Genomic DNA, 11,499 nt, shown 5'->3' with positions numbered 1-11,499 from the left:
ATTGTCTTTCTGTTCCCACAATACCGCCTGCATATTGCCGTATGGCCAGGGTACTTGTTTGAATTCGTGCCCTTTTGTTTTTAAGGCTTGAATTTCCGTGGGAGTGAAGGTGTTTTCTTCATGTTGGATCTGGTCCGGTAAATATTGGTGGTGATAACGAGGCAAAGACACCATGGATAGGGCATTGCCGCCTTGGGCATAATCCAGTATGGCCAACAGCACCATGGAAATGATGCGGCTGCCACCGGGAGTTCCCAGTATAGCCACACCACGGTCGCTTTCGATAAACGTCGGCGACATGCTGGACAAGGGGCGTTTGCCGGCTGCAATGGCATTGGCCTCGCCACCGACCAGGCCGTAGGCATTGGGTACCCCCGGTTTGGCGGAAAAATCGTCCATTTCGTCATTGAGCAATACCCCCGTACCCGGTGGCACGAAACCCGAGCCAAAAGGGTAATTGATGGTGAGAGTTGCTGAAACTCGATTACCGTCTTGGTCCAGAACTGAAAAATGGGTTGTATCCCTGCCCTTCCCCGCGGGCAGTCCCGGTAATGTGTTGCTGGGGGTGGCTTGGTCTTCCCGAATCGCGGCTCTCAAGCCATCAGCATAGAAAGGGTGCAAAAGTGTTTCTTGAGGGATTTCGACGAAATCCGGATCACCCAGATAAATGGCCCGGTCCCGGTAGGCACGGCGCATGGCCTCCACCGTCAAGTGCACTTGTTCCGAGCGTGGTAGTTTGGCCAGGGGGTAAGGTGCCAGAATATTCAAGGTGGTGAGCATGGCAATGCCGCCGGAGGAGGGCGGCGGTGCCGTGGTGATTTTCAAACCTTGGTATTGGCCTTGTACCGGCTGTCGTTCTACCACGGTGTATTTAGCCAAATCTTCCAGGGTCCATATGCCTTTGGCCTGTTGTACGCCTTGCACCAGCTTTTGTGCTACCGCGCCTTGGTAAAAGCCGGCCGCGCCCTGATCTGCCAGTGCTTGCAGCGTATTTGCCAAGTCCGTTTGTTTAATAATATGGCCTTCAGGGGGAACTTCGTTGTTGTTTAGAAAAATCTTGGCGGCTGCGGGCGAATCCTGCAGAGCTTTTAAACGGAACTGGGCTACGCGAGTGTAGTAAGTTCGCACGGGAAAACCGTTCTTGGCAGCCCGAATCGCCGGTTGCAGTGACTGAGATAAGGGCAGTTTGCCGTATTTTTGGGCGATGTGGGCCATGGCTGCGGGAAGTCCGGGTATGCCGGCGGATAGAGGGCCGTCCATGGAAAGGTTGGGGATCACATTGCCGTCTTTGTCCAAATACATGTCACGATGGGCCTTGCCCGGAGCGGTTTCACGACCGTCCACGAACACTTGCATTGCGTCTTGTTGTCGGTGCAATAACCAGAAACCCCCACCGCCTAAACCCGAACTCATGGGTTCCACCACGGCCAGTGTGGCGGTAATGGCAACGGCAGCATCAAAGGCATTACCACCGGCTTGCAGAATTTCATGGCCGGCTTCGGTGGCTATGGGGTGGGCTGTGGCGATTCCCGCTTGTTTGGCGGTTTGCGCGCAGGCGGATGTCCAGATTAAGGCTAACAGCAAAGGAGTGGCTTTGAGCCAAAAACGGGAAATGTTTGTCAACATAGAGCTTCCTGTTAGTTGAATTGAATCCATCAAACTTCTTACCTTACAAAAAAGGCCTCAAGTGAGGCCTTTTTATTCATGTTGTAACTCCGGACTAAGCGGATTTGGCCATCAGACCTTTGTATTTTTCCTGCAATTGTTCTTTGGTTTCCACGTGTTCGGGATCTACCGGGATACAATCAACCGGGCACACATCCACGCACTGAGACGTCTCATAGTGACCTACGCACTCGGTGCACAAATCCGGGTTGATTTCATAAATCTCTTCGCCTTGAGTGATGGCGTTATTAGGGCATTCCGGTTCGCAAACATCACAGTTAATACATTCATCAGTAATCATTAAAGCCATTACAGGTTCTCTTCGGTGAAATTAACGATTCTTCCTTTGGACGACTAAAGACGGTTTCTGACGCCACAGCAGCCCAGGTTTGGCAGGCGATTGTACAACAAAATAAGGCTCAGTGCCTGCCAAGTCCCTCGAAAAGCTTAGTCCAAGCGCGCCAGAACTTCAGTAGCGACACTTTCGTGGACAAAACCTGAGATATCCCCACCCAATCGAGCGATTTCCCGTACCAGACTGGAGGAAATATAGGAGTATTTTTCATCCGGCGTCAAAAACAGGGTTTCCACTTCCGGTGCCAATTTGCGGTTCATGCCCGCCAATTGGAATTCATAATCAAAATCCGACACCGCTCGCAGGCCTCTGATAATGACTTGAGCCTGGTTTTCTCTGGCGAAATTTACCAGTAGTCCGGTTAAGGGTTTTACGGTGACCTGGGTGTTGTCTATGACCTGCTGTACCATCTTGATCCTTTGTCGCAAGGGGAACAGAGGGTTTTTCGCCGCCGATTCTGCCACGGCGACAATAACTTGATCAAATATTCCACAGCAGCGCCGGATCAGATCCATATGGCCATTGGTAATGGGATCAAAGGTGCCTGGGTAGACAGCAATGCGGTTCATGGTGAGAGTCCTGATCTTGTTTAGTTAAAAGCATAACACAAACCATTAAAGCGAATTAGGTGGGCTTTTTCAAAGGTGGGTGGGTTCGAATCAAATGATAGCTGACTTGTCCCGCTTGCTTGCTGCGGTACAGTTCCCAGTGGGAAGGGAGTGGCAAGGGTGTTAATTCTTTTTCACATTCCAGGTAAATCCAGGCCTGGGGTTGCAGCCAATGGTTTTGCTGTAACCGTTGCAGGCAAGGTTCGATCAGGTTTTTTCGAAAGGGTGGGTCCAGCAATACCAGGTCAAAAGCTTGCGGGGCGGGTTGTTTTAATAAATTAAGTACATCCGTACTGAGTACGCGGCCCCGGTCGCATTGCAGTAGATGTAAATGTTGTTCAATGGCACGGGTTGCGTCGCGGTTTTGTTCTGCAAAGGTACAATGGGCTGCGCCGCGGGACAGTGCTTCCAGCCCCAGGGCACCACTGCCGGCAAAACAATCCAGCACTCGAAGGTTGGCAATATGGTTTTGCAGCCAATTGTACAGGGTTTCGCGGACCCGGTCCGGCGTAGGGCGCAGTCCCTCAATAGAGGGGAAGTGCAGCTTACGCCCCCGCCATTGACCGGCGATAATACGTAAGCTGTTGGGGTGTTTTGCTGCCACGCAATCCGATCAGGCGAACCAATCCCGAGGTTTGAGATAATTGTCGTACAAATCCGCTTCCGGGCTGCCCGGTTCCGGCTTCCAGTTATAACGCCATTTCACCAAGGGTGGCAGGGACATGAGTATGGATTCGGTACGGCCACCGGTTTGCAGACCGAATAAGGTGCCGCGGTCATAGACCAGATTGTATTCCACATAGCGACCCCGACGGTACAGCTGAAAATCTCGTTCTCGTTCGCCATAAGGAGTATCTTTGCGTTTGTTGACGATGGGTTGATAAGCATTTAAGTAATTATCGCCCACGCTTTTCAAAAAATTAAAGCAAGTGTCAAAATCCCATTCATTCAAATCATCGAAAAACAGTCCGCCCACGCCGCGAGTTTCCTGGCGGTGTTTCAGGTAAAAGTATTCATCACACCATTTTTTGTAGCGCGCATAGACATCAGCACCAAAGGGATCGCAGGTTTGTTTGGACACTTCATGCCAGTGGCGCACATCCTCGGCAAAAGGGTAGTAGGGCGTCAAGTCATAACCGCCGCCAAACCACCAAATAGGGTCGGCCCCTTCTTTTTCGGCAATGAAAAAGCGTACATTGGCGTGAGAAGTGGGTACATAGGGGTTTTTGGGGTGAATCACCAGAGATACCCCCATGGCCTCGAAACCACGGCCTGCCAATTCCGGTCGGTGGGCCGTGGCGGACGCGGGCAGATTATTACCATAGACGTGGGAAAAGTTAATCCCGGCCTGTTCAAATACCTGGCCGTCGGTGAGCACTCGGGTACGGCCTCCGCCGCCTTCTTCCCGCTCCCATTGATCCTGTTGGAAAATGACTTTGCCATCCTCGGTTTCTATACCCTGGCAAATGCGGTCCTGCAAATCCAGTAAATACGCTTTAACCGCTGCGGTATCAGGTTTTTGTTGTGCGTTCATTTGTTGTTTCCTTCGTCGCCTGTCAACACAAAAGCGCAAGTGTACCACAGTTGTCCGAGGGTATAGGGGACGGTGTTGGTTAAAAAATATGCTGTTAATAGGGGGTGGTGGCTTGTTAATTTGTACCAAGCGCTTATAGTGGAGGTTTACAAACCACCCTTTGGGAGCCGCTTATTGTTAAGTCGTAAGTTTTTCATTGCTTTTATCGCTTGCAGCTTATGTGTTACCCATGTGTGGGCGTCGTGCGAACTATCACGCAATACCGATATGTTTTATGAGAAATTACAAATTCTCTCAAATCGTTCACCTGTGTTAATGCATCGTAATCTGGCTCCTCGTGATGAACATCTTCCGCTGGTGCTGTTGTCGTACCGTCCAACGGGGGCCACAAGTTCAGTATTCATCAGCGCAGGCTTACACGGTGATGAACCGGCCGCGGTGGAATCGGTGTTACAGTTCATCGAACGGGTATTGGAACAGCCAAAGCAATATGCGCGTTTTAACATGGATTTTATTCCCTTGGTGAATCCCACCGGCTGGCGTGATTGTACCCGCTTAACTGCGCAAGGATTAGATATTAACCGTCAGTACCATTTGCTCAAGGGTAAGGAGGTAAAGATCCTGGAGAATTTCTTGCGGGGGAAACATTACGATCTTATGATCGATCATCATGAGGACCCTCGGGATCATGTGCACGCTTTTTACACCGTGACCTATGGTAATGAAGATTTATCGGCGATACACGGCCTGGTGGCGACGGTGAAGTCAAAAGGGTTTAAACTGCGTCGCTTCGCTCGTACCGAGGGTTATTTTAATGTGGGCAAGCGGTTGATGCCTGTGCTGGAACTGCGTACCTTTATGCTGTACGCCCGGAATCATTACAGTTCTCGCGTCTATCAGGTGGAGACACCTACTGAGCTGAGCGTGGAGCAGCGGGTGTTATTACACAATGTGAGTAATGATGTGTTACTAGAGAGTCTGATAGCGCCAAAAAAAACGCCGGTTCGGGACCGGCGTTAACAATTGTATTAAAACACGGAAACGCAGCCGTGATTAGGCATAACGCGCTTTAGCCTGCTGAGCCTGTTGCGCTTGTTCCGGGGAATAGGCGGCACCGGACCAAAGCATTTCATAAGCGATTTCTTCGTTACCGTTTTCACACAGTTCCAGCACTTCTTTGAACAAGGGTTGGAAGGTATCACTACGATGAGATTCCTCGTGTTCATCAAAGGTGCGCCAAAAGGTAATAATCAGCGCTTCCTTGTTTTTCAGCGGGCTTTCTACCGCCTGACCGATGGTGCTGCCTTCATTGGAAATGCTGCCGGTGTTCAGTGTAACCAGGCCACCGATAAAGCCGGTTTCCGAGTGGTAGGTTTTTACGTTTTCACACAACATGGCGACGCGCTCCTGCAAGTCATCAATGCTGTATTGGGGTTTGAGAATGACCCGGTTAATGGTGACTACACCGTCATGTGGAAAGTTAGGGATAAACGACATATCAGTGCTCCTTCGATAAAACCTAGTAGGTAACTCAACAATAATCTTATTTATAGCCCAATAAATAAGAAAATGCAAATATTAATAATAACTAATATATCGGGCGTGAATGCAATTATTAAAGGATTTAATGGTTCTATTTAGCGCAATACGGCGCCAGTTTCTAAGTCTTTGATTGTTGATGGGGTTTTGTTTTTTCCCAAAGGAGCATTGAGAATATAATCCAAAGAATCATTGAAATATTGGCGTACTTTGAAAGGGGTTTTGGCAGGAGCTTGGTGGCTGGGATTGGCACTGGTGGAGATCAGAGCTTGTCCGGTTTGATCACACAGGGCTTTTGCGACGGGGTGAGCCGTCAGTCGAACCGCGATGCTGGGATGTTTTCCCCGTAGCCACTCCGGTACCCAATCCTGTGCTCGGATGAGCCAGGTGACCGGGCCGGGCCAGCTTTGCTCCAGGAGTTGCCTTTGTTGAGCCGTGGGTTCCTGGATGAAAGGCGCGATGTGTTCCCAGCAGGCACCAATGAGGATGAGACCTTTTTCAGCGGGGCGCTGCTTCAAACGCAATAAGCGATCTACAGCCTTTGCATCAAACGGGTCGCAACCCAGGCCATAAACCGCTTCGGTGGGGTAGGCAATCACCCCACCGTTACGAATACAACGTGCGGCAAGCCGCAGTTGCCAGGAATTCAAAAGCTTATTTTCCCAGTTTTTTCTGTAATTCCGCGTCTTTATCTATAACCGCCTGGGCATTGGCTTCCCGGTCCGCTTTGACCTTAGCGGCAATTTCCGCATCCGCCAGGCTGAGCATTTGTGCGGCCAAATAGGCGGCGTTTTTGGCACCGGCTTTGCCGATTGCAACAGTCGCAACGGGGATGCCACCGGGCATCATAACGGTGGACAGCAAGGCATCTTGGCCTTTCAAGGGGCCGCCGTCCATAGGAACACCGATAACGGGCTTCAATGTTAGCCCGGCTACCGTACCGGCCAAATGAGCGGCCAAACCGGCAGCACAGATAAACACGTCACAGCCGCGTTGTTCCGCATCTTTGACATAGGCATGCGTCGCCGCGGGCGTGCGGTGCGCCGAGGTGATTTTTACCTCAAACGGAACACCGAGAGAACTCAATGTGTCCAGGGTGGTTTGCATAACAGGTAAGTCGGAGTCAGATCCCATCAGGATCGCAACAAACGCCTTGCTCATAGTTTTTCCTCTTTCTGATTAATTGATTTCTCTGCTTACTGCTCGATGACCGATATCAGTGCGGTAATACATCTTTTCCCAGGATATTTTATCGATCGCTGCATAGGCTTTCGCTTGCGCCTTGGTGACGTTTTCCGCCAGGCTCACAAGGCATAGCACTCGACCACCGGCCGTGACAATTTGTCCATCTTGCGAGACAGTGCCGGCATGAAAGACCTTGGTGTCGTCCAGTTGCTGTAATTGCTCCAGTCCATGAATAACATCACCTTTAGCATAGCTTTCCGGATAACCTCCAGCGGCTAAAACCACACCCAGAGCTACACGGGGATCCCAATCCGCATGACTTTGATCCAATGTGCCGTCCAGCGCATTTTGACACAATTCTACCAAATCTGACTGCAACCGCATCATAATGGGTTGAGTTTCCGGGTCGCCAAAACGGCAGTTGAACTCCAGGACTTTGGGTTCACCGTCCGCTGTAATCATGATTCCCGCATAAAGAAAGCCGGTATAGGGCATGCCGTCTGCTGCCATACCCTCTATGGTAGGTAAAATAACTTGCGACATAATACGTTGGTGCATGGTTTCATCCACCACCGGAGCGGGAGAATAAGCGCCCATGCCGCCGGTGTTGGGGCCGGTGTCGCCATTGTCTCGTGCCTTATGGTCTTGCGAAGTGGCCAAGGGCAGGCAGTGTTTACCGTCCGCCATGACAATAAAACTGGCTTCCTCACCTTGTAAGAATTCCTCAACCACTATGCGATGACCGGCATCGCCAAAAGCGTTTCCCGCCAACATGTCTTCTATAGTTGCCACAGCCTCGGGTTCGCTTTGGGCAATAATAACGCCCTTGCCGGCGGCCAAACCATCCGCCTTAATGACGATGGGGCAACCCATTTGTTTCACATAGGCTATAGCCGGTTCCATCTCAGTGAAATTGCCATAACGTGCCGTGGGAATGTTGTGACGTGCCAGAAAATCCTTGCTAAAGGCCTTGGACCCTTCCAATTGCGCTGCCGCTTTGCTGGGGCCAAAACAAGGCAATCCCGCTGCGTTGAAGGCATCCACCACACCCAATACCAAGGGGATTTCCGGGCCCACGATCGTTAAATCGATTTGTTCTTTAGTGGCAAAGGCGGTGAGACCCTCTATGTCGTCTGCGGCGATGGCCACGTTTTGCAGTTTGGGTTCCGTGGCAGTACCGGCGTTGCCGGGCGCTACGAATACGGTCTTTACTTTCGATGACAAGGCTACTTTCCAGGACAGGGCGTGTTCGCGCCCGCCGTTGCCAATAACGAGAACTTTCATAAGGATTTCCTAAACTTTTAGTGAGCAGTTACTAATGGCGGAAGTGGCGCATTCCTGTGAACACCATAGCGATGTCATGTTCATTGGCGGCTTCTATAACTTCATTGTCACGCATGGAGCCGCCGGGTTGGATTACGGCCGTTACGCCCACGTCGGCAGCGCTGTCCAGTCCGTCCCGAAAAGGAAAAAAGGCATCGCTGGCCATAACGGAACCGGCCACTTTCAAATCGGCGTCCGCAGCTTTGATCGCCGCGATTCGGGTACTGTAGACCCGGCTCATTTGTCCGGCCCCCACACCAATGGTCATGCGATTTTTTCCAAAGACAATGGCATTGGATTTGACAAACTTTGCCACCTTCCAGGTGAACAGCAAATCACGGATTTCCTGTTCCGTAGGAGCCCGGTTGGTGACCACTTTGAGATCATCAATGGTGATCATACCCTGGTCGCGATCTTGGACCAACAAACCGCCAGTCACACATCGGTATTCCAATGAAGCAGGGCGGGTTTGTCCCCATTGGCCACACTCCAGTACCCGTACTTGTTTTTTCTTGGAAAAGTATTCCTTGGCTGCGGCTTCCACAACGGGGGCGATAATGACTTCGACGTATTGGCGTTCACCGACGGCCTCGGCGGTTTTTACGTCCAAGGGCCGGTTAAAGGCGATAATGCCACCGAAAGCGGAAGTAGGGTCGGTACTAAACGCTCGGTTGTAAGCCTCTAAAATATTAGAGTCCACAGCGACACCACATGGGTTGGCATGTTTAACAATAACACAGGCCGGTTCATCGAATTGTTTGACGCATTCCAGCGCTGCATCGGTATCGGCAATATTGTTGAAGGACAATTCCTTGCCTTGGATCTGTTTGGCCGTAGCCACGCTGGCTTCAGAGGGTTTTTCCTCTGTATAAAATGCGGCACTTTGGTGAGGGTTTTCCCCATAACGCATGTCTTGGGTTTTACGAACCTGAATACTGAAATGACGCGGAAATTTGGATTCTCCCGTACCCGGTACATGGGTGCCTAAATAATTGGCAATAGCGCTATCGTATTGCGCTGTATGTTCGAAGGCTTTAACGGCCAGATTAAAGCGGGTTTTGGCACTGGTTTGGCATTTATTAGCAACCATTTCGTGCAAAGCGACTTTATAGTCTCGTGGGTCCACCAGTACAGTAACGGCGATATGGTTTTTGGCCGCAGCTCGCAATAAGGTAGGACCGCCAATATCAATGTTCTCAATAGCCATGTCCAGGGTGCAGTCGGATTTGGCAACAGTTTGTTCAAAGGGGTAAAGATTAACCACCACCATATCAATGGCTTGTATCCCGTGGGCTTTCATCACTGCATCATCAATTCCGCGACGCGCCAGGATGCCGCCATGAACACGAGGATGTAGGGTTTTTACCCGACCTTCCATCATTTCGGGAAACTTGGTGTAGCTGGCCACTTCAATCACGGGAATGTTATTACTGGCCAATAATTTGGCTGTTCCACCGGTGGACAGGATTTCGATGCCGAGATTTGTCAAACCGCGAGCAAAGTCCACAATGCCGGTTTTGTCGGAAACACTGATTAGAGCACGTTTAACCTGAGTCATATTTTTATTAAAACCTTTAATTGCTGATTTGTTGGATTGTTAGCGTCGTAAGGTGCGAGGTTAGAAGCAGTTAACTCATGAATCTCTGAAGCAGTCTCTGGAACGAGCTGTGAACGGGATCCCGGTTTGCGGTATAACCGAAGAGTATCCTTGAGTTCCCTTTGTGACGCACTGTACGAGCGGTAATCCGGTTGTTCATATTCTAGTCGCTCAGGACGGTTTTGAGTTTTTGGGAAAGAAAAAATGGCTGTTGCCGCAGGGAATACAGCCGTCTTACTCGTTTCGCTGAGCTGTATCCCTGCTTGTGTTACCTGTGCCTTTATTATATTGGTTTAGCGTATGTCGTATTGTTTTAGCTTCTTACGTAATGTACCGCGGTTCAAGCCTAAAACAATAGAGGCCTTACTTTGGTTGCCTCGAGTGTACTTCATAACAGTTTCCAGGAGAGGTCTTTCGATCTCCTGTAATACCAACTGATATAAGTGAGCCGGCTCGTGACCATCCAGATCCTTGAAATAATTTTCCAGAACCATTTTGATGTGATCACTCAACGGCTGAACCGTGGCGTTATGCTCCTGTGGCTTTTCTAGTGGTTTTTCTAAGCTTGGAGTTGTTATTTCTGTTGTCATGCTGCTAACCCCTCTTGCATCGTTAGTCGATCAAAAAACTCCTTGGTTATACGCAGTTGTTCCTCGATAGAATCAACCTGGTTAACGCTCTGCCGAAACGCAGCGCCATGCTTTTGACCTTTGCTGTACCAGGAGATGTGTTTACGGGCTACACGGACACCGGTGTATTCCCCATAAAACTCATACAGGTTTTGCAAATGCTCGAGCATGATACTGCGAACTTCAGATACTGCTATGTTGGGTAGCTTGGTTCCCGTTTTAAGGTAATGATCTATTTCACGAAAAATCCAAGGACTGCCCTGTGCTGCACGTCCAATCATAATGCCATCAGCGTTGGTATATTCCAATACATATTTGGCCTTTTCCGGCGTGGTTATATCACCATTAGCGATAACGGGAATGGTGATCATCGACTTTATTTCTGCAATCGTGTCGAATTCGGCATCCCCTTTATAACCGCAAGCTCGTGTACGTCCATGAACGGACAGAGCCTGAATTCCCGCAGATTCAGCAATACGGGCGATTCTTACACCGTTACGATTAGCCTTATCCCAACCGGTCCGAATTTTCAAAGTCACGGGGACATCTACGGCTGCAACTACTTTATCAAGTATTTGCCCCACCAGAGTCTCATTCGTCAGTAAGGCGGAACCTGCCATGACATTACAAACTTTCTTGGCAGGGCAGCCCATATTAATATCAATAATTTGTGCGCCATTATCAACATTATATCGGGCTGCCTCGGCCAGCATGTCAGGATCGGCTCCGGCAATTTGAATAGACTTGGGTTCGACCTCGCCTGCGTGGTTGGCTCTGCGTTTGGTCTTAGTGCTGCCCCACAACAAGGAATTGGAGGAAACCATTTCCGATACAGCCAGACCGGCGCCCAACTTTTTGCAAAGTTGACGAAACGGACGATCTGTCACACCGGCCATGGGAGCCAGAACCAAATTGTTGTGCAGTTTGTACGGACCAATTTGCATTGCGAAAAAACCATTCAGGGGACCAAATCAAGAGTGCAAATAATACTCGTTCTGAGCGTGATGATAAAGTTTTAAACCGAGGTTTTTTGGTTTATTTATTCACAGCTTAACAGAGATAAA

At 50.0% G+C, this 11,499-nt stretch carries 13 protein-coding genes; 1 reads left to right on the top strand and 12 read right to left on the bottom strand.

Annotation, left to right across the window (positions count from 1 at the left end; translation table 11 throughout):
* The 5 genes from ggt to hemF form a co-directional block, all read right to left on the bottom strand.
* Positions 1-1,626, bottom strand: a 1,626-nt coding sequence (gene ggt / locus OEY58_12735) for a gamma-glutamyltransferase (protein ID MDH5326319.1), incomplete at its 3' end; no start/stop codon positions are given.
* A gap of 94 nt (positions 1,627-1,720) precedes the next feature.
* On the bottom strand, positions 1,721-1,975 hold the full coding sequence (locus OEY58_12730; protein MDH5326318.1) for a YfhL family 4Fe-4S dicluster ferredoxin: 255 nt from the start codon (positions 1,973-1,975) through the stop codon (positions 1,721-1,723).
* Between the two features lie 137 nt (positions 1,976-2,112).
* A complete protein-coding gene (gene coaD / locus OEY58_12725) occupies positions 2,113-2,589 on the bottom strand; it encodes a pantetheine-phosphate adenylyltransferase (protein ID MDH5326317.1) in 477 nt (158 codons plus the stop codon).
* Between the two features lie 55 nt (positions 2,590-2,644).
* Entirely contained in the window at positions 2,645-3,232 is a 588-nt protein-coding gene (rsmD, locus tag OEY58_12720; protein ID MDH5326316.1) for a 16S rRNA (guanine(966)-N(2))-methyltransferase RsmD, read from the bottom strand.
* Between the two features lie 9 nt (positions 3,233-3,241).
* The gene (hemF, locus tag OEY58_12715; GenBank protein ID MDH5326315.1) at positions 3,242-4,162 is read right to left on the bottom strand and encodes an oxygen-dependent coproporphyrinogen oxidase; all 921 of its coding nucleotides are present in this window, start codon (positions 4,160-4,162) and stop codon (positions 3,242-3,244) included.
* Between the two features lie 174 nt (positions 4,163-4,336).
* Between hemF and OEY58_12710 the strand changes: the two genes are divergently transcribed.
* The gene (locus OEY58_12710) at positions 4,337-5,182 is read left to right on the top strand and encodes a succinylglutamate desuccinylase/aspartoacylase family protein (protein ID MDH5326314.1); all 846 of its coding nucleotides are present in this window, start codon (positions 4,337-4,339) and stop codon (positions 5,180-5,182) included.
* Positions 5,183-5,215: 33 nt separating this feature from the next.
* Here OEY58_12710 and OEY58_12705 read toward each other — a convergent pair whose 3' ends face one another.
* The 7 genes from OEY58_12705 to dusB all read right to left on the bottom strand — a co-directional run bounded on the left by OEY58_12705 (position 5,216) and on the right by dusB (position 11,379).
* On the bottom strand, positions 5,216-5,659 hold the full coding sequence (locus tag OEY58_12705; protein MDH5326313.1) for a ligand-binding protein SH3: 444 nt from the start codon (positions 5,657-5,659) through the stop codon (positions 5,216-5,218).
* Positions 5,660-5,799: 140 nt separating this feature from the next.
* Positions 5,800-6,351 carry an L-threonylcarbamoyladenylate synthase gene (locus tag OEY58_12700; protein ID MDH5326312.1) on the bottom strand — a complete coding sequence of 184 codons (552 nt, stop codon included), beginning with the start codon at positions 6,349-6,351 and terminating at the stop codon, positions 5,800-5,802.
* A 4-nt stretch (positions 6,352-6,355) separates the two neighbouring features.
* Positions 6,356-6,862, bottom strand: a complete 507-nt coding sequence (gene purE, locus OEY58_12695) for a 5-(carboxyamino)imidazole ribonucleotide mutase (protein ID MDH5326311.1) — start codon at positions 6,860-6,862, stop codon at positions 6,356-6,358.
* 18 nt (positions 6,863-6,880) lie between these two features.
* A complete protein-coding gene (gene purD, locus OEY58_12690) occupies positions 6,881-8,170 on the bottom strand; it encodes a phosphoribosylamine--glycine ligase (protein ID MDH5326310.1) in 1,290 nt (429 codons plus the stop codon).
* 31 nt (positions 8,171-8,201) lie between these two features.
* Positions 8,202-9,767, bottom strand: coding sequence for a bifunctional phosphoribosylaminoimidazolecarboxamide formyltransferase/IMP cyclohydrolase (gene purH, locus OEY58_12685; protein MDH5326309.1), 1,566 nt, complete (start codon positions 9,765-9,767; stop codon positions 8,202-8,204).
* A 332-nt stretch (positions 9,768-10,099) separates the two neighbouring features.
* Positions 10,100-10,396 (bottom strand): DNA-binding transcriptional regulator Fis, encoded by a 297-nt coding sequence (gene fis / locus OEY58_12680; protein ID MDH5326308.1) that lies wholly within the window; start codon positions 10,394-10,396, stop codon positions 10,100-10,102.
* The gene (gene dusB / locus OEY58_12675; GenBank protein MDH5326307.1) at positions 10,393-11,379 is read right to left on the bottom strand and encodes a tRNA dihydrouridine synthase DusB; all 987 of its coding nucleotides are present in this window, start codon (positions 11,377-11,379) and stop codon (positions 10,393-10,395) included. Before dusB ends, fis begins: the two co-directional genes overlap by 4 nt.
* Positions 11,380-11,499 lie beyond the last annotated feature (120 nt).

The sequence above is a fragment of the Gammaproteobacteria bacterium genome (genome assembly GCA_029882975.1).
Taxonomy (GTDB): domain Bacteria; phylum Pseudomonadota; class Gammaproteobacteria; order SZUA-152; family SZUA-152; genus JAJDNG01.
This window is presented reverse-complemented; position numbering and strand designations above follow the sequence as displayed.

Bases quoted from the DNA above. Each gene is read 5' to 3' on its own strand.
- OEY58_12730 (MDH5326318.1), bottom strand. From the start codon at position 1,975: ATGGCTTTAATGATTACTGATGAATGTATTAACTGTGATGTTTGCGAA.
- coaD (MDH5326317.1), bottom strand. From the start codon at position 2,589: ATGAACCGCATTGCTGTCTACCCAGGCACCTTTGATCCCATTACCAAT.
- hemF (MDH5326315.1), bottom strand. From the start codon at position 4,162: ATGAACGCACAACAAAAACCTGATACCGCAGCGGTTAAAGCGTATTTA.
- OEY58_12705 (MDH5326313.1), bottom strand. From the start codon at position 5,659: ATGTCGTTTATCCCTAACTTTCCACATGACGGTGTAGTCACCATTAAC.
- purE (MDH5326311.1), bottom strand. From the start codon at position 6,862: ATGAGCAAGGCGTTTGTTGCGATCCTGATGGGATCTGACTCCGACTTA.
- purD (MDH5326310.1), bottom strand. From the start codon at position 8,170: ATGAAAGTTCTCGTTATTGGCAACGGCGGGCGCGAACACGCCCTGTCC.
- purH (MDH5326309.1), bottom strand. From the start codon at position 9,767: ATGACTCAGGTTAAACGTGCTCTAATCAGTGTTTCCGACAAAACCGGC.
- fis (MDH5326308.1), bottom strand. From the start codon at position 10,396: ATGACAACAGAAATAACAACTCCAAGCTTAGAAAAACCACTAGAAAAG.
- dusB (MDH5326307.1), bottom strand. From the start codon at position 11,379: ATGCAAATTGGTCCGTACAAACTGCACAACAATTTGGTTCTGGCTCCC.